Genomic DNA, 17897 nt, shown 5'->3' on the forward strand with positions numbered 1-17897 from the left:
TCATTCAATTATAGTTCAACGTTGGAGTGCCCGCATGCCCAAGACCGTTGACTATTATTTCTCGATCAGTTCGCCCTGGGCCTATATCGGCCTCGACCGTTTCAGGGCCCTCGCCGCCGAGCACGACCTGAAGATCGAGCCGTATCTGATCACCATCATCGAGGCGAACGGCGCCATCCCGTCCAAGAGCCGCCCTGAGCCGCGCAGGGCGCACTGGAAGAAGGATCTGGTGCGTTGGGCGCGCTATCTCGACAAGACAGTCCTCATCGACGGGCGCGACAACCAGGGGCGGCCGACGACAGATTGGGTGCCCGCATCCTTCATGATCATCGCCGCTCAGCTCGACGGGCTGGACTGGATCGAGCTCGTCGCGGCCATGCAAGAGCGCTGGTGGGGGCATGTCGACGACATCGGACTTCCCGAAGTACGCGGGCGCATCGCCGACGATGCGGGCTTCGACGGCGCCGCGCTGCTGGCACGCGAGCAGGACGCCGACGTCCAGGCCAAATGGCAGGGGAATCTCGCCCGCGCCAAGGCGAACGGCATCTTCGGCAGCCCCACCTATGTCTACGAGGGCGAGCCTTATTGGGGCCAGGACAGCCTTCCCTTCCTGAAGATGCACCTGACCGGCGAGATGACGCCTCTTCCGCTCAGGGCCGCGGAGTGAACGACATGCTGGCGGACCGCTGGTGGCCCGCCTTCATCCTTCGAGCCGGAGGCAAGCCGATATGGCCAACGCCCGCATCGCCAAGATCTTTGGAAAGACCGCGTTGCAGGCGCTGCCGACGATCTTCGGCATTGTCGTCTTGAACTTCCTGCTCCTCAAGATGTTGCCTGGCGACGTCGCCGACACGATCGCGATGGAATCCGGCTCGGCCACCGAGGAGTCGATGGCGGCGATCCGCGAGCGCCTCGGCCTCAACCTGGGCATGTTCGAGCAGGTCGTGAACTATCTGAACAACCTTGCCCATTTCGACCTGGGCACGTCCGCCCGCCTCGGCGTGCCGGTGACCGATCTGATCGTCGGCCGGCTGCCGGACACGCTGCTGCTGGTGCTGAGCGCTCTCGGCTTCGCGCTGGTGATCGGCATCGTGCTGGGCTGGGTCATGTCGGCATTTGCGGGGAAATGGCCGGATCGGGTCATCTCCGTGGTGCTGATGTTCATCTATGCCATACCCGGTTTCTGGCTCGGTCTGATGGCAATCGTCCTGTTCTCCGTGACGATGAACTGGCTGCCGAGCAACGGCAATGCTAGCATCGGGGCGGGGTTGACGGGGTGGGACGCGTTCGTCGATCGCCTGCGGCACCTGATCATGCCCGCGCTGTCGCTGTCGCTCTTCTATGCCGCTGTCTATGCCCGGCTGACCCGCGCCACCATGCTTGAAGTGCAGCAGCAGGACTTCATGCGGACCGCGGCAGCCAAGGGGCTCCATCCCGTGGTGATGCAGTTCCGACATGCGCTGCGCAATGCGCTCATCCCGGTGACGACGGTGGCCGGCATGCATCTCGGCAACATGCTCGGTGGCGCGATGGTGGTGGAAACCGTCTTCGGCTGGCCGGGCATGGGACGGCTTGCGCTCGACAGCGTCGTGAACCGCGATTTCTCTGTGCTTCTCGGAATCCTGCTTCTGTCGTCGATCCTCGTCATCATCGCCAATGTGGTGGTGGACATTCTGCAGTCCTGGCTCGATCCCCGTATCGAGCTTCGTTAGGCGGAGCATCCGATCATGAACACGCAGGCGTTCATCGATACTGCGGCGGCAACGCCCCTCGCAGCCGCCGAGATTCTGGTGCCGAAGAAGCAGGGATCGCGCGCCTGGCGCGCCGTGCGCAACAACATCCCGTTTCTGGTCGGCTCGGCGATCCTGATCGCCATTATTGCCCTGGCGCTGTTGGCCGACATCCTCTACCCCGCCGACCCGCGCGACATGGTGACGATGCCGCTGATCTGGCCATTCCAGGATGCCGAATATCCGCTCGGCAGCGGCTCGCTGGGCACCGACATCGCGAGCGGCCTCGTGCACGGGGCGCGGGCCTCGCTGCTGGTGGGCGGCTCCGCCGCGCTGGTGGGCTTGATCATCGGGGTGCTCGTCGGGGCGATCGGCGGATATTTCGGCGGCGTGCTCGACGATGTGCTGGTCCGCGTCACCGAACTGTTCCAGACCGTCCCGACATTTCTCCTCGTGATCGTGTTGGTGGCGATCGCCGGACCGTCGCTGCCGATGATCGCATTCGCCATCGGCATCGCGACGTGGCCGACCGTCGCCCGTCTCGTGCGCGCGCAGTTCCGCGCCCTGCGCAGCTCGGATTTCGTCATGGCCGCGCGCAGCCTCGGCTACAGCACGACACGCATCATCTTTGGCGAGATCCTGCCAAACGCGTTGCCTCCCGTGGTGGTCACCACCTCGGTTCTCGCCGCCAACGCCATCCTGACTGAGGCCGGCCTGTCTTTTCTCGGCATGGGCGACCCCGATCTGGTGTCCTGGGGTTCGATGATCGCCGACGGGCGCTCGCTTCTGCGGGTGGAGTGGTGCGTGACGGCGCTGCCCGGCGCCGCCATCACCCTTACCGTCCTCTCGCTGAACCTCGTTGGCGACGGCCTCAACGACATCCTCAACCCCCGCTCGGTGAGCAATCGATGAAACCCATTCCGGTTCTCGAAGTCCTCAACCTCGCCATCGGCTTCCCGTCCGGACCAGCCGTCCACGGGGTGTCGTTTGAAATCCACAAGGGCGAGATGCTGGCGCTGGTCGGCGAATCCGGTTGCGGAAAGTCCATGACCGCCTTTGCGATCATGCGCCTCTTGCCGCCCGCCGCGCGGATCCTGAACGGTCAGGTCATCTTCGAAGGGGTCGATCTTGCGACGGTGTCGCCGTTCGAGCTGCGCCGTATCCGCGGAAACGGCGTTTCACTCATCCTTCAGGAGCCCATGACCTCTCTCAACCCGGTGCTGACCGTCGGATCCCAGGTGGCGGAGGTTATCCGGCGCCACCAGAAGCTGTCCTCGCGGGCCACGCGCGCCCGCGTGGTCGAGCTCTTCGAGCTGGTCGGGATTCCTGACCCGCACAAGCGCTACGACCAGCACCCGCACAACTTCTCCGGCGGCATGCGGCAGCGGGTGATGATCGCGATGGCCGTGGCGTGCAATCCTGCCCTGTTGATCGCCGATGAGCCGACCACGGCGCTCGACGTCACGATCCAGGCTCAAGTGATGGACCTCCTCGACCGGCTGCGCCGCGAATTGTCGATGGCGGTTCTGCTGATCACCCACGATCTCGGCGTGGTCGCCCAATGGGCCGATCGCGTCGCCGTCATGTATGCCGGCCGGGTGGTCGAGACCGCTCCCGTCAAGCGCTTCTTCGACGCGCCGCCCCAGCACCCGTACTCGATGGGACTCCTCAACTCTTCGGTCAGCAATGGCGAGGGCGCCTGGCACTACACGAACCACCGCCTGACGGAGATCAAGGGGTCCGTGAACTCGGCGGCCTACGCCAAGGGCTGTTCCTTTGCGCCGCGCTGCAGCCGCGTGTTGCCGACGTGCCACGCCATGCAGCCCGAACTTTCCGCTCTGGAGGAAGGGTGGCTGGCCAGTTGCCGGCGCGCCCAGCGGCAAGAGGAGCAAGCGCATGCCTTTGCTTAGCGTCGAGAACCTCGAAGTCACCTACGCGCAGAAAGGGCGCAGTTTCCGCGCGCTCGACGGCGTGAGCTTCTCGCTCGAAAAGGGCGAGACGGTCGGGCTTGTCGGGGAGTCGGGCTGCGGAAAGTCGACGCTCGGCAAATCGATCCTGCGGCTGATCGAGACATCTGGCGGCGCCATCCGCGTCGATGGCGACGACATCACCAAGCTCGGCCACAACGCCATGATGAGCAAGCGCCGACGCATGCAGATGGTGTTTCAGGATCCCTTCGGCTCGCTCAATCCGCGCCAGACCGTCGGCAAGCTGCTCGACATCCCGCTGCGGACCCATGGCATTTCCGACAAGGCGGAACGCCGGAGGCGCATAAGCTCCATCATCGACAAGGTCGGCCTGCCGCAGGCGGCGCTGTCACGGTTTCCGCACGAGTTCTCCGGCGGCCAGCGCCAGCGCATCGGCATCGCCCGCGCCCTCATCCTTCAGCCGGACCTGCTGATCTGCGACGAGCCCGTGTCGGCACTGGACGTGTCGATTCAAAGCCAGATCCTCAATCTCCTCGTCGATCTCAAGATGGAGCTGGGGCTGTCCTACCTCTTCATCAGCCACGACCTCTCCGTCGTGCGCTATTTCGCCGATCGTGTCATCGTCATGTATCTCGGCCGGATCGTCGAGGTCGCCGATCGCGAGGCACTCTGGCGCCAGCCAGCACATCCCTATACCCGCGCCCTCCTGGCGGCTGTGCCCGTGCCGCGGCCGGGCAGCCGCAGGCAGGCGGAGACCATCGCCGGCGAATTGCCCAGCGGCGCAGCCGCAGAGGGTTGCCGGTTCTACAACCGCTGCCCAGCGGCGCAGGCGCGCTGTGCGACCGAAGACCCCACCCTGCGGACGCTTTCCGCCAATCATCAGGCTGCCTGCCACTTCGCCTGAGAAGGAAACCCCGGTGTCCGAACCTGTTGAGCTCTACGTCCGGCCGATGCCCCACGGCGTGAAAACGGCCATCCTGCTCGAAGCGCGGGGGCTGGACCGTGTGGGCGCATGCGAGGCCGTCGGCGTCGCATACCGGCGCCACATGAGCTAAGCCGGAAAATGTCAGTCACCACCACAAACCCCGCGGCAACGCGCAACATGGCCGTGCTCTTTGCCGCCCAAACGCTCGGCGCGGCGAGCCCGCCCGTCATCGTGTCGCTCGGCGGCCTCGTCGGGCAGGCCTATGCACCATCGCCGTCACTCGTCACCGTGCCGGTCTCTGCCTATACGATCGGCGTCGCGGCCGGGACGATCCCGCTCGCCATGCTGCTGAATCGTCTCGGCCGCCGGCCGACCTACATGATCGGATCGCTCGTCGGGATGTCGGCCGGGCTGATCGCGGCGGCCGGTATCTGGGCCGGGCAGTTCCTCATCTTCTGCCTCGGCACCTTCATCGCCGGCCTCTATGCCGCGGCGGTGCAAAGCTACCGCTTCGCCGCCATGGATGGTACGCCGCCGGAGAAGCGCGCCAGTGCGCTGCAATGGGTGCTGATCGGCGGTCTCTGCGCCGCCGTGCTGGGACCGCAACTGACGATATTCTTCCGCGATGCTCTTCCGGGCGTGCCCTATGCGGGCGCCTTCATCGCCCAGGGCGTGATGGCGTTGTTCGCCTTTCCGGTGCTGTCGGCGCTGCGGCTGCCGCCGGTGCGGCGGCTGGACGGTTCGACCGGCCGTCCACTTGGCGAGATCACCCGCCTGCCGCGTTTCCGCATCGCGCTCGCCACGTCGATCGCTTCCTACTCGATGATGAATTTCATGATGACGGCCGGGCCGGTGGCGATGGTGATCTGCGGCTTCTCGCCGTCGGAGGCGGCACTTGGCATCCAGTGGCACGTGCTCGGCATGTTCGCGCCGAGCTTCGCAACGGGCAGGCTCATCAAGACGTTCGGGGAGCGGCCCGTGATGATCCTGGGGCTGATCATCATGGCGGCAGGCGCCTGCAGCGGGCTTTCCGGCATCGATCTCTACAATTTCTGGATCGCCCTGTGCCTTCTCGGCGTGGGATGGAACTTCGCCTTCTTCGGCGCCACCACCATGCTGGCGAGTTGCCATACTCCCGAGGAAGGCCCGAAGGTCCAGGCACTCCACGACTTCTCCATGTTTGGTGTGGTGGCGGTGGGATCGGTATCGTCGGGAGCCCTGCTGTCGGCGGCTGGATGGTCCGCCGTCAACCTCGTCGTCCTTCCCGTGGTCACGCTGGCCGCGCTCGTCATCCTCGTTGGCCGCCGCTTCGATGCCAAGAGTTCATTGTCCACCTGAGAGAGCATACCCATGATCACCGTTCACGGCCGTCCAAACTCCTCCAACGTCGCCAAGGTGATGTGGACCCTCGCCGAACTCGGCATCGAGCATCGGCGTCTCGATGTCGGCGGTCCGTTCGGCGGCAACAAGGATGCGGCCTACCTCGCCATGAACCCCAACGGCCTCATCCCCTTGTTGATCGACGGACCGTCACGGATCTGGGAATCCAACGCCATCGTCCGCTATCTCGGCGCGACATACGGAGCCGGCACGTTCTGGCCCGGCGATGCGGCTGCGCGGTCGTTGTCGGACCGCTGGATGGATTGGGGAACGATCTATCTTTATCCGAAGGTGATCGCGCTCATGGCGGCGAAGGCGCCGGAAGCGCTCGACAAGGCGATCGCCGACGTAGCCGCTCCCTGCGCCATCCTCGACGGTGCGCTGGCCGATAGCCGCTTTCTTGCCGGCGATGAGCTCACCATCGGCGATATCCCCGTCGCCATCCATCTGGGCCGCCTGTTCCGGCTCGCCGCCGGATATCTGCCCTATCCAAATCTCGAGCGCTATTTCCAGGAATTGAACGTGCGGCCCGCTTATCGGATGCACTGCCTCGAGGCGCTGGCCTGAATTCGGTCTGATTTCGCCAACAATGGAATTGGCTGAATTTCAGTAAGGCTGGCGCTTTGGTTCCCCGCGGCGTTGCCGCTGGGCTGCGCAAGTAGCGTTGCGATCAGAAGCCGCTTCACGGGTGCACCGTTGACCGAGATCGTGACGTTCTGATCTGGAGCACCGTTAGGTGCGCCGGCGAGTAGGGGATGTTTCGCTCCATCTATATGGCCCGGCCGATGGCCACTCCCTCGGTGCATACGCCATGCAGGACCAGATCGTATGATGAGTGACAGGCGATCGGCGACGAAGGCGGCGACGGTGGAATCGTGAAGGTAGAAGCCATCTATGCCGAACCGGGCATGGCATCGCCTGTGTCCTTTTGAGGATTCCACAATGAACCGGCCGGCGTCGTCGGGCGGACGCCAGACGTTCGACGTCCATCGGCTCCATCACGACCTGGCGGGTCACGTCCAAGCGGATCGTGGTGACCCGCCAGGATGCGCCGGACACAATATCGGCCGCATGCGGATATTCGATGATGTCGGCCTCCGCCACAGGCGAAGCATTGCCGTTGCACCCGGCCGGACCGAACGCACTGCCCATGATGACGACTTCCTCCACTAGATCGGCGATCGTCGTCGCCAGATTGGTCAGCCTGTCCATGGCAAGGATCGTCGCCTCGTGCCTGTGCCGCGGGACCTTGTCGGGCTAGGACATGACATAGCGACAATTTTACCCTGTAACCTAGTCGATGACATCGACATGGCAGTGCTGTCTCCGACAGACGCATGAGGCCGACCATCTGGCCGTGGGGATTGCTCACGCAGTGTGCCGTCGGCGTAGATTTGACACAGCCACTCCCGCGGCTGCGGCGCGGCACTGACGATCGCATTCCCGGCTGCATGCCGACGGCGCAAAGGCGCGACGTCCGGCGGCTTCGGCAGATCATCCGAGTCCCCTTGCAACATCGAGATCCGGCTGCCGCCGCAACAGGCAGCCCACTCGCCTGCCTTCAAACCAAGCAAAACCGTCTTGACAGACGCCACTCCGCAAGGCTGTATTATATATAGCAATAGCGTTGCTGTATATGGGAAAAAATGAGCTCACTCGAAAATGCTCTCAAGATCGTGTCGTTGCTGGATCGCACCCGGCCGGTGTTGCGCGTCGGCGAGGTCTGCCGTGAGATCGGCATCCCGAAGAGCTCGGTGTCGCGGCTGATGAAGACGCTCGGCGACTACGGGATTCTCGAGCGCGAGGCGGGGGAGGGGGTCGGCTACGTCGCGGGACCGCGCTCGCTCCTGCTTGCCGATCTCTACTCGGCGCAGCATTCGCTGAAGGATCAGGTCGAGGTCGCGTTGGAGCGGCTCACCGAGGAGTTCGGCTTTGCCGGCTACGTCTCGGTCATCAACGGGGCCGACATCATCATCCTGTCGGTCCGCCACGGCTCCTATCCGCTGCGGCTGGTACGCGAGATTGGCCAGCCGATGCCCGCCTTCACCACGTCGGTCGGGAGGGCGCTGATGTCCTATCTGGAGGACGGCGAGATCATCCGGCTTGCCCGCGTCTATATGGGCGACCGCTATTCGGACGAGGAGATCCTCGCCCGCGTCGAGATGGGCATGGAAATACGGCGTCGCCTGGGGGCAGAGCGCCATCATCCCGGGCATCGCCGCGCTGGCGGCCGCCGTCTGGGACCAGCGCCGCGGCGATGGTATCGGGCTGTCCATCTCCTATCCCACCGCCGCCGTCGACCGGGCCCTGCGCATGCGCATGTTCGAACGTCTGCGCGAGGAGGCGGCCGCCATCGGGCGCCGGGCACGAGATCCGATCTGGGAGGCGCGCTCCGTCGTGGAAGCACCAGTGCCTGACTTCGAGGCCCAAGAACTCGTCGAGTGAGTTTCGGCTGAAATCCTGAACACAACAAGGGGAACCAATGATGACCAGTAACGACCGCTTCTCAATATCCCGCCGTTCGCTGCTGAAGGCCGGCGGCGCGCTTGCAGGTGCCGCGGCATTCGGTGGCCTCGGCGCCTCCGGGGCCCATGCCGCCGGCGGCCTGAACATCCTCATGGCCGGCGGCTCCTGGAAGGAATGGGTCGACCAGACCTTCGTCGCGCCCTTCGCCCAGGCGAACGACGTCGACGTGGCCTGGAAGCTCGGCCTTGGCCAGGAGCCGCTGGTGATGGCGCAGAAGGCGCGCCCGCAATGGGACCTGATCCATACCGGACAGATGCGCGCCGGCCAGCTCGGCGCCATGGGGCTCTACAAGCCGCTGAGCGAGGAGAGCCTACCGAACCTCAAGCAGATCCATCCGTCGTTCCGCTATGAATTCCTCGCCGGAAAGTGCCACACGCCGTACGGGCTCTGCGTCAACACCAAGCGCATCACGCGCCCGATCACGTCTTGGAATGATCTCTGGGATCCGGAATTCAAGGGACGCGTCGCCTTCCCCGCCTGGGGCTGGATCGGCGACGAGGTGTTCTATTCGCTGAACCAGGCATTCGGCGGCACCTCCGAAGACATCGGTCCCGGCATCGAGAAGCTGAAGACGCTCTTTACCGATAATGGCGCGATCGTCGCGAACAATGTCGAGCACACCCGCCAGCTGATCGACTCCGAAGAAATCTGGCTCGTCCCCTTCTTCGGCGGCCGTATCGCGCAGGCAGCCGCAGCGGGCACGCCGGTTGAGTTCGTCATTCCGGAAGAGGGTGGTCTGTCCTGGGTCTGGAACATGGCGATCATCGCCAACCGTCCGGAGCAGTTCACGGCGAATGCTGAGGCGCTCATCAACGAAACCTATGACGCGGAGAAGCAGATCGCCTTCGCCAAGCTGACCGGCTACCCGCCGACTAACATGGAAGCGATGAAGAACCTGCCGCCGCAGCTGAAGAAGATCGAGCTGTCGGACGCGCAGGTCGAGCTCCTCGGCAAGCTGCAGAGCAAGGTCGATCCGATGGTCATTTTCGCCTATCGCGACCAGTACGCCGAGCGCTGGAATAAGGAAGTCATTGGCGCCTGACGCCGCTGACGGCGCCGCCTCTGCAAGGGGCGGCGCCCGTTCAATCCAGATCAGACATGAACGGCTGTCCGCCCGCGCCGCTGCGCGCCGGACTCCACGTGAAGGACTTTGCCTTGGATCACGCCCTCAAACTGGAGAAGATCGTCAAGCGCTATGCGACGGCGACTGCTCTCGGCCCTGTCGATATCGACGTGCAGAAGGGCGAACTGTTGACGCTGCTCGGGCCGTCGGGATGCGGCAAGACGACGACCCTTCACATCATCGCCGGGCTCACGACACCGACCGAGGGTCGTCTGGTGCTGGGCGGTAGCGACATCACTAACCTCGCGCCTCCTTACCGCGATATTGGCCTGGTCTTCCAGAACTACGCCCTCTTCCCGCACCGCACGATCGCCCAGAACGTCGCCTTCGGGCTCAGGATGCGGAAGGTGTCCAAAGCGGAGATCACCGACAGGGTCCGGCGTATGCTCGAGGTCGTCGGCCTGCCGAATGTGGAAGAGCGCTACCCGTCGCAGCTCTCGGGCGGGCAGCGGCAGCGCGTGGCACTTGCCCGCGCACTCGTGATCGAGCCTTCTATCCTGCTTCTTGACGAGCCACTGTCCAATCTGGACGCGCTGCTGCGCAAGAAGATGCGGCTGGAACTGCGCGATATCCAGCAGCGTCTCGGCATCACCACCGTCTTCGTCACACACGACCAGGACGAGGCCTTCGAAATGTCCGACCGCGTCGTGCTGATGAACGGCGGGCATGTCGAGCAGGTCGGTTCGCCTGAGACGCTCTACGACAAGCCGCAGACGCGCTTCGCGGCGACCTTCATCGGCGAGGCGAGTCTGATCTCGTGCCGGATCGCAGAGGCGACGGGCGAGGACCTGCTGGTCGAACTAGAAAAGGGCTACAAGGTTCGTGCGAAGTCCGTTCGTGGTGCTCCGGCCGCGGGCTCGGAAGCCCTGCTGATGACGCGTCCGGAACGCGTGTCGCTCGCCGCTCCAAATGCGCCCGAGGCAGTACCCGCCACGATCTCGAAGCGTGTCTTCCAGGGCGAGCGGATTCTGTTCGAGCTGGAGACGCCAGCCGGACACGCGATCCAGTGCTCGGTGCCGAGCCTCGAGAACTACCGGGCGATGCAGCCCGGTGAAAAGGTCGGCGCGATCCTGCGCGAATGCCGTGTGATCCCGGGAGCCTGACATGACCCGCGAACACGGCAAGGGCGGGGATGTGTTCGGCTACGGCGCTGATGGCGCCGATCGGCATCCTCTACATGTTCTTCCTGATCATCCCGATCGGCTTCTTCCTGTCGCTCAGCTTCCTGACTTACTCGGTCGCGGACATGAGCGTCGCGCAGCCGACGCTCGAGAACTACGGCCGCCTCGTCCTCGACGGTTACTATCGCGGCATCATCTTCGACACGATCAGGGTCTCTCTGACCGTCACGGTGATCACGCTCCTCCTCGGCTATGTGCTCGCGCTGTTTCTTTCGAGGATGAAGAGCGCCTGGCGCGGGATCATGATGTTCCTGATCATTGCCCCGCTGATGACCGGCGTGATCGTGCGCACCTACGGCTGGATCGTCCTGCTCGGCACCGACGGGCTGGTGAACATGCTGCTTGTGGGAAGCGGCGTCGTCGAGCGGCCGCTTCAGATGCTGAACAACGAGCGCACGGCAATCGTGGCGCTCGTCCACATCATGCTGCCCTACATGGTCTTTCCGATCTTCTCGTCGCTGGTGGCGCAAGATCCGCATCTGGTGCCGGCCGCCGGAACGCTTGGTGCCAGGCCGCTGCGTACCTTCCTCGAGATCACCCTGCCGCTCAGCAGGCCGGGCATCGTCATGGCCTCGGTCATTGTCTTCACGATGACGTCGGGCTCGATCGTGACCGTCGATCTGCTCGCCGGGCGCGACCTGACGATCATGGGGCAGGTGATCTACCAGCTCATCATGTCGACCTTCAACTGGCCGCTGGCGGCCGCGGTCGCGGCACTGCTTGTGCTCTGCCAATTCGCCCTGATCTCCTATTATTTCCGGAAGACGCGCCGTGGATACTGAGAGCAACACGAGCGCCGCAGTGGCGCGCCCCGGGCAGCCGATCACGGCGCCTCCCGTCGACCTGACTGCTTTCAGCCGGTTGATGTTCGGACTGCTGGTGACGGCGATCTACGTCTTCCTGCTGGCACCAATCCTGATCGTGATCTTCACCTCGTTCAGCCCGGACATGCGCAACACCTACAGCCTTTCGCAGGCTTCGCTGCACTGGTACCGCGAGTTCCTGAACAGTTCGAGCTTCATGAGTTCGTTCAAGTTCAGCCTTGTTCTGGCCGTGCTGGCGTCGATCTTCTCCACGGTCATCGGGCTTCTGACCTCGTACGCACTGGTCCGGTTCTTGGGTAAGGCGCGGACGATCGGGCAGTCGATCGCGATGCTGCCGATGATGATCCCGCACATCCTCATCAGCCTCTCGCTGCTTCTGCTTCTGACGCAGCTGCCGATCCCTGAAATGGCGGTGCTGGTGATCGGCCATGTGCTGATCTGCCTGCCTTTCACCATTGCCGGTATCACGGCGAGCCTTGAGGGCGTCGATCCGGACGTGGAGGCTGCGGCCTACACGCTCGGCGCCAGCAGGCTTCGCGTGCTCTGGGAGGTGACCGTGCCGCTGGTGGCGCCGGGCGTGCTGTCGTCGGCGATCTTTGCGCTGATCATCTCCTTCGGCGACGTACATCGCCCTGTTCATCTCCGGACCTGGCGCAACGACACTGCCGGTCGAGATCTTCTCCTATGTCCAGTGGGAGAGCTCGCCGATCGTCGCGGCGATCACCACCGTCCAGATCATCATGATCATCCTGTTCGGCCTCTTCATCGAGCGGCTCGTCGGATTGCGCTCCGTCATGCGCATCTGACCTGCAGCCAAAGCCAGACTGTTTTTCAAGGAAAGGAACTGACCCATGCAGACAATAGAGGTTGGCACCGCGCGTGCGGACGGCCCCGGCCGTTTCGACGGCGCCCTCAAGGTCGCGGAGAATCCGGACGGCACGGCGGTCGAGATTCCCGTGATCATCGTTCGCGGCGCCAAGGATGGCCCGGTGCTGTGGATGCATGCCTGCGTCCATGGCGACGAATATTGCGGCACGTTCAACGTGCAGTCCTTCGCTCGGTCCCTCGTGCCTTCGGAGATGAGCGGCACGGTGATCGCGCTGCCGATCCTGAACATCACGGCCTTCCGTGCCTATCACCGCATGAGCCCGTTCGAGGGCTTCAACAACGGTGACATGAACCGATGCTTCCCCGGCAATCCGAACGGCGGCTTCACCGAGCAGATGGCCTATGTCATCTACGAGAACCTCAAGAAGCACGCGACGCATCTGGTCGATTTCCACACGGCCTATACCCGCGACACGCGCTGGGCGCTCTATGCAGACCATGGCGGCGAGGTGAGCCGCGTTGGACGCCAGATGGCGGAAGCCTTCGGCTATGCGCACACGCTGCCGACGCCTGCCGGCACGCTGGTCGGGTCGTCGATGATGACGGCCGGCGGGGATGGCATCCCTGCCTATATCATCGAGGCGGGCGGGCTCGGCTCCTCATTCGACATGGAGATTGTCGCCGACGTCACCGAGCGCCTGCGCAATCTCGCGCGCTCGATCGGCATCCTGCCGGGCGAGGTCACCGACTACGGCCCACTGACCACTTTCTCGAATTTCCACTGGGCGAACGCGCCCCGCGGCGGCCTGTTCCGGCCCTGCGTGAAGGGCGGCGACTTGGTGAAGGAAGGCGACGTGGTCGGCACCTATTACAACCTGCATGGCGATGCGAGCGGGGACGTGACCGCGCCGGCATCCGGCGTCGTGCTTGCCTACCATCCCGGCCCGATCATTCCCCAGGGCGACGTGCTGGTTCATATCGGCCTCAATCCCCAGACTGCGTGAGACGGAACATGACCAAGGAAATCATAGTCGGAACTGCCCGCTCTACCGCGCCGGGCGTCACCAAGGGCAACCTGAAGATCGGCGAGACGCCGGCTGGGCGTTCGATCGACGCGCCGGTCGTGATCGTGCAGGGCGAGAAGGAGGGGCCGGTCGTCTGGATGCACGCCTGTGTCCACGGCAACGAATATTGCGGCACCTTCATCATCCACGAGTTCCTGAACTCGCTGGACCCGAAGACGCTTAAAGGAACTGTGGTCGCGATCCCGGTGCTGAACGTCACCGCCTTCGAAAAGAAGCTGCGCATGAGCCCGTTCGAGGGCTTCAACGGCGGCGACATGAACCGCCAGTTCCCGGGCAACCCGGGCGGCACCCTCACCCAGCAGATGGCCTACGCACTCTATGAGCCGCTGAAGACCTATGCCGACGTGCTGATCGACTTCCATACCGCGCTTACGCCGGATGTTCGCTGGGCGCTGTTCCCGAAGAACGGCAAGGCGGCGGCAACGTCTGAAAAGGTCGCCAAGGCATTCGGCTACCGCGACACTCTGCCGGTGCCGGACGAACTGCTGGCCGGCTCGGCCATGATGACGGCCGCCAAGGACGGTATCGCAAGCTACATCGTCGAGTGCGGCGGCAAGCTGCGCTCCTTTACCGACGAGTCGGTGACGGATGCCGTGGAGCGGCTGACCAACGTTCTGCGCGCATTGGAGATGCTGGAAGGCGACGTCGTCGACTACGGCAAGATGAACTACTTCTCGAGCTTCGAATGGGTCACGGCGAAGCAGGGCGGGCTGTTCGAGCGCTTCGTCAAGTGCGGCGACACGGTCGAGGAGGGCACCGAGATCGGCCGCTACTTCGACATGCACGGCAACGAGCGCGGCAAGGCGCTGGCCCCGAAGGCTGGCATCGTGCTCGCGATCCATTCAGGGCCGATCATGGCCTCGGGCGAGACGCTGATCCATATCGGCCTCGACCCCAAGGAAGTCCGCGCCTGACCATGGGCACAATGGAAGCCGCCGTGCAGGCGGCTTCCTTTCCTCTGCGCGATACCGAGATCGGAAGAACGATGGGCTCGACCAATCGCGCCACAACCGGCCGCGTGCTGGTGATGGTTGCCGTGTTCATGATGGCTGCCGGCAAGGTGGCCTACGGCACCTTGCTGACCGCCGTGCCGTCACAGGTCTATGTGCTGTTCTGCTTCGGCGTGATGCCGCTCCTCTTCTGGCCGCGCTACGGCCGGCGTGTCGGGACCGTGGCCTGGCGCCACGTCCTGATGCTCAACCTTAGCACCGCCTTGTGCTTCCTGTTCTTCTTCTACGCGCTCAAGCTGATCGAACCGGCCGTCGCCGGCGCGGTGCAGTTCGGCGTCGGACCGGGCCTGTCGATCCTGATCCTTTTCCTCGTGTCAGGGATCATTCCGGGCCGTGCCCGCGTCATCGTCTGCCTCGGCCTTCTCGCCGGCTGCTCGATCCTGGCGGTATCCGCGGTGCAGGGCTCCGGCTTCGCGGTCGGAACGTCCGGCGGCTGGACGGGGCTGGTCGCGATCCTGCTCTCGGCGATGGGATCGGTGCTGATCACCTTCGCCTCCAAGGCGCTCAGCGACCGCGGCTGGCCGTCGGGCGCGATCCTGGCGCATCGCTGCTACCTCATCGTCCCGATCGCCGTCGTGCTGACCGTGCTCGACGACAAGACCTGGCTTGTCGACTGGACACCCAGGCTTATGCTGATCCTTGCCGCGGTCGGCCTCCTGGGAACGGTCATCCCGATGGTGTTCCTGCAGATGGGCATCGAGCGGTCCGATCCGCACACGGTCCTGGTGATGATGGCTGCCATGCCGATCTTTACCTTTGCGCTGGAGGGCTTCTCACCCCTCTACGTCTGGTCGCCGCTGACCGCCGCCGGCCTGTGCGTGATCGCGTTGTTCATCGCTTTCGATGCAATCTCCGCTCGGCGCCACACCGCAGTCAGGCTGACTTCTGCCAAAGAGGTTTAGGCCCGAAGGATCAGGCCAACGGTCTGTGGTGTAACTCGGGGCGCCTCCTACTCCGCGAGCGGTCATGCATTCGCAACCGAGCGAATGATCTGCTGCCGCGTGGGAATCTCTCAAGAATCACCAATAACGCACTGCGCCGGGAACTTAAGCTTAGCACACATCAGGTCCGATCGCGAAACGAGGCGGTGCGGGCATGACATCTGCTCATGGGCGAAGTGGTCTGGTCGATGCGGTTCTCCGAGGTCTTCTCCTATAGCCACATGCTGATCTCGGGGCTGATCGTCAGCATATGGGTGTGCATCGTCTCGGCCGGAATCGGTTTTGCCCTCGCGCTTGTGTGCGCAGAAGCCAGGTCTTCAAGCCGTCTCATGATCCGCGCGCCCGTCGTTTGGTATGTCGAAACCATCCGGAATACGCCGTTCATCGTGCAATTGTTCTTCATCTACTTCGGGATTGCGGCACTGGGTCTGAGACTCAATCCCAGCGCGGCCGCGATTGCCGCCTTGTCGCTCAATATTGGAGCTTACTTCACCGAGATCGTTCGCGGCGGGCTTGAGAACTCGAGAAGGGGAATTTCGGAGGCTGCCCGAGCACAGGGCATGACGCCCCTTCAGGTTTACTGGCGCATTCTGCTGCCTCCCGCCCTTGCCAAGGTTGACCGCCTGCTCGTCGGCCAATTCGTGCTCGTCTTCCTTGGCTCGGCCGTGATTTCGCAAATAGCCGTCGAAGATCTCACCTATGCCGGCCAGTTCATCCAGACGCGGACTTTCCGCGCGTTCGAGAGCTATCTGGTCATCACGGTCATGTACGCTGCGGCCGGCATCGCTTTCGCCACGGTCTACGCCCTGATCCGCCCGTTCCTCTTTCCCTGGGAGAGGGATGTGCGCAGATGAGCGGTTCGTTCAGCAATCTGGCGATTGTTCAGACACTTATCGGAAAAGTCCCGTGGACATTGGCGCTCTCGTTCATCGCTTTCGTCGGCGGAGCGACCGTCGCGTCCCTGTTCACCGTGATCTCTGTTCTTGGCGGAAGGTATGTCTGGGGCATCGTGTCATTTATCACGGTGATCATCCAGAGCACGCCGCTGCTTATGGTAATCTTCCTGTGCTTCTTTGGACTTCCGCTCCTCGGCATCGACGTCTCGCCCTGGCTCGCATCCTCCCTTGCGCTGATCGCCTTTTCGGGGGCTTTCCTGACCGAGATCTGGCGATCGGCGGTACCGCGCAGTACCGGTCGGTCAATGGGAGGCATCTGAGGCGTCCGGTCTCTCGCGGCTGCAGGCGCTCTGGCACATCGTGCTTCCGCAGTCTGTCCAGATCGCGATACCGCCGACGGTCGGTTTCAGCGTTCAGATTGTCAAAGCCACTGCGCTGACGTCGATCGTCGGCTTCGTCGAAGTGACGCGGGCCGGTTACGTACTGAACAACGTCACCTTCAAGCCGTTCTTCATCTTCTTCGTCGTCGGCCTGATCTACATGGCCATCAACCTGCCGCTTTCCATCGCGGCCAGAAAACTGGAGCGACGCTTCACGCCGAAATGACCAAGAAGACAATGCGAACTTCGCAATAATTCCGTCAACAACAATGGGGAACAAAAATGCTGAAGCGACTCTCTTCTTTCTTTGTTTCGATCGCCGCAACCTTGCTTGTAATGCAGAGCGGCGCGCATTCCGGAACGCTCGACGAAATTCTCCAGCGAGGCACCGTCCGCATTGCGGTCATGCAGGACTTTGCGCCTTTCGGAGCTCTCAATGCGAAACTGGAACCGGAAGGCTATGACATCGATGTCGCCAAACGCATCGCCGAAAACCTGGGCGTGAAGCTCGAACTGGTCGTCACGACAGGTGCAAATCGCATTCCTTATCTTCAGACCGACAAGGCTGACATCGTCGTTGCGGCGCTCGGTGCAAATCCGGAACGGGCCAAGTCGATCTGGTTCTCCAGTGCCTACGCTCCCTTCTATTCGGGGGTATTTTCCTCCAGTAAGGTCGACATAAAAAGTTACGCGGATCTCGCCGGCAAGACGGTGGGCGTGACGCGAGGCAATCTCGAGGACCTGGAGATTTCGCGGCTCGCTCCCCCCGAAGCAAACATTATGCGTTTCGAGGACAATGCAACGACAACGTCGGCATGGCTCACGGGCCAGGTCGAAGTGCTGGTGAGCGGAAACACCGCAGCCGCGGTCATCGCCGCAAACAATCCCGGACTCGATATCGAAAGCAAGATCGTTATCAAGAACTCGCCCGCTTTCCTGGGCGTCACGCGCGGCAACGAGGATCTGCTTCGTTGGCTGAACGTCTTCATCCTCCACCAGCGACTGGCGGGCGGTCTCGATGAGCTCTCCGAAAAGTGGTTTGGCGAGCCGCTGCCGGCAACGTTGCCTTCCCTTTGACCAACGGCCGGGGGACGTCGCATTCAGCGCCGCCCCTCGGTCTGGCCAGACCCTTCTAGAAGG

Annotated in this window: 18 protein-coding genes and 2 pseudogenes; 19 read left to right on the forward strand and 1 reads right to left on the reverse strand. The window is 63.4% G+C overall.

Translation table 11 applies throughout. From position 1 onward, the window contains the following. Positions 1-34: 34 nt before the first annotated feature. The 7 genes from LRS09_RS15210 to LRS09_RS15240 all read left to right on the forward strand — a co-directional run bounded on the left by LRS09_RS15210 (position 35) and on the right by LRS09_RS15240 (position 6530). Positions 35-667: a 2-hydroxychromene-2-carboxylate isomerase gene (locus LRS09_RS15210; RefSeq protein WP_257807627.1), complete on the forward strand. Its 633-nt coding sequence runs from the start codon at positions 35-37 to the stop codon at positions 665-667. Positions 668-728: 61 nt separating this feature from the next. Then, positions 729-1712 (forward strand): ABC transporter permease, encoded by a 984-nt coding sequence (locus LRS09_RS15215; protein WP_257807628.1) that lies wholly within the window; start codon positions 729-731, stop codon positions 1710-1712. Positions 1713-1727: 15 nt separating this feature from the next. After that, positions 1728-2642 (forward strand): ABC transporter permease, encoded by a 915-nt coding sequence (locus LRS09_RS15220; RefSeq protein ID WP_257807629.1) that lies wholly within the window; start codon positions 1728-1730, stop codon positions 2640-2642. After that, positions 2639-3640, forward strand: a complete 1002-nt coding sequence (locus LRS09_RS15225; protein WP_257807631.1) for an ABC transporter ATP-binding protein — start codon at positions 2639-2641, stop codon at positions 3638-3640. The genes LRS09_RS15220 and LRS09_RS15225 overlap by 4 nt, the downstream gene beginning before the upstream one ends. Next, the gene (locus LRS09_RS15230) at positions 3627-4562 is read left to right on the forward strand and encodes an ABC transporter ATP-binding protein (protein WP_257807632.1); all 936 of its coding nucleotides are present in this window, start codon (positions 3627-3629) and stop codon (positions 4560-4562) included. Before LRS09_RS15225 ends, LRS09_RS15230 begins: the two co-directional genes overlap by 14 nt. Positions 4563-4721: 159 nt before the next feature. Continuing rightward, positions 4722-5921: an MFS transporter gene (locus LRS09_RS15235; RefSeq protein ID WP_257807634.1), complete on the forward strand. Its 1200-nt coding sequence runs from the start codon at positions 4722-4724 to the stop codon at positions 5919-5921. A gap of 12 nt (positions 5922-5933) precedes the next feature. After that, the gene (locus LRS09_RS15240) at positions 5934-6530 is read left to right on the forward strand and encodes a glutathione S-transferase family protein (RefSeq protein ID WP_257807635.1); all 597 of its coding nucleotides are present in this window, start codon (positions 5934-5936) and stop codon (positions 6528-6530) included. 165 nt (positions 6531-6695) lie between these two features. Here LRS09_RS15240 and LRS09_RS30320 read toward each other — a convergent pair. Further along, positions 6696-7193 (reverse strand): annotated as a pseudogene (locus LRS09_RS30320) (nucleoside hydrolase); the annotation flags it as partial. Positions 7194-7609: 416 nt separating this feature from the next. Here LRS09_RS30320 and LRS09_RS15245 point away from each other — a divergent pair. The 12 genes and pseudogenes from LRS09_RS15245 to LRS09_RS15300 all read left to right on the forward strand — a co-directional run bounded on the left by LRS09_RS15245 (position 7610) and on the right by LRS09_RS15300 (position 17834). Next, a complete protein-coding gene (locus LRS09_RS15245) occupies positions 7610-8380 on the forward strand; it encodes an IclR family transcriptional regulator (RefSeq protein ID WP_257807637.1) in 771 nt (256 codons plus the stop codon). 68 nt (positions 8381-8448) lie between these two features. Then, positions 8449-9531 carry a PotD/PotF family extracellular solute-binding protein gene (locus LRS09_RS15250; RefSeq protein WP_257807639.1) on the forward strand — a complete coding sequence of 361 codons (1083 nt, stop codon included), beginning with the start codon at positions 8449-8451 and terminating at the stop codon, positions 9529-9531. 113 nt (positions 9532-9644) lie between these two features. After that, positions 9645-10715, forward strand: a complete 1071-nt coding sequence (locus LRS09_RS15255) for an ABC transporter ATP-binding protein (protein ID WP_257807640.1) — start codon at positions 9645-9647, stop codon at positions 10713-10715. 29 nt (positions 10716-10744) lie between these two features. Next, positions 10745-11575 carry an ABC transporter permease gene (locus tag LRS09_RS15260; RefSeq protein ID WP_257807641.1) on the forward strand — a complete coding sequence of 277 codons (831 nt, stop codon included), beginning with the start codon at positions 10745-10747 and terminating at the stop codon, positions 11573-11575. A gap of 238 nt (positions 11576-11813) precedes the next feature. Next, positions 11814-12227, forward strand: a pseudogene (locus LRS09_RS15265) (ABC transporter permease); the annotation flags it as partial. Between the two features lie 388 nt (positions 12228-12615). Beyond that, positions 12616-13449, forward strand: a complete 834-nt coding sequence (locus tag LRS09_RS15270) for a succinylglutamate desuccinylase/aspartoacylase family protein (protein ID WP_257810202.1) — start codon at positions 12616-12618, stop codon at positions 13447-13449. Positions 13450-13457: 8 nt separating this feature from the next. Continuing rightward, on the forward strand, positions 13458-14444 hold the full coding sequence (locus LRS09_RS15275) for a succinylglutamate desuccinylase/aspartoacylase family protein (RefSeq protein ID WP_257807642.1): 987 nt from the start codon (positions 13458-13460) through the stop codon (positions 14442-14444). Between the two features lie 23 nt (positions 14445-14467). After that, positions 14468-15442: a DMT family transporter gene (locus LRS09_RS15280; protein ID WP_257807643.1), complete on the forward strand. Its 975-nt coding sequence runs from the start codon at positions 14468-14470 to the stop codon at positions 15440-15442. Between the two features lie 206 nt (positions 15443-15648). Next, the gene (locus LRS09_RS15285; RefSeq protein ID WP_257807645.1) at positions 15649-16335 is read left to right on the forward strand and encodes an amino acid ABC transporter permease; all 687 of its coding nucleotides are present in this window, start codon (positions 15649-15651) and stop codon (positions 16333-16335) included. After that, entirely contained in the window at positions 16332-16697 is a 366-nt protein-coding gene (locus LRS09_RS15290; protein WP_257807647.1) for an ABC transporter permease subunit, read from the forward strand. Before LRS09_RS15285 ends, LRS09_RS15290 begins: the two co-directional genes overlap by 4 nt. A gap of 19 nt (positions 16698-16716) precedes the next feature. Next, a complete protein-coding gene (locus LRS09_RS15295; RefSeq protein WP_257810203.1) occupies positions 16717-16983 on the forward strand; it encodes an ABC transporter permease subunit in 267 nt (88 codons plus the stop codon). Positions 16984-17039: 56 nt separating this feature from the next. Then, positions 17040-17834: a transporter substrate-binding domain-containing protein gene (locus LRS09_RS15300; RefSeq protein WP_257807648.1), complete on the forward strand. Its 795-nt coding sequence runs from the start codon at positions 17040-17042 to the stop codon at positions 17832-17834. Positions 17835-17897: the final 63 nt, after the last annotated feature.

Source organism: Mesorhizobium sp. J428, from assembly GCF_024699925.1.
In the GTDB taxonomy this organism is placed as follows: domain Bacteria; phylum Pseudomonadota; class Alphaproteobacteria; order Rhizobiales; family Rhizobiaceae; genus Mesorhizobium_A.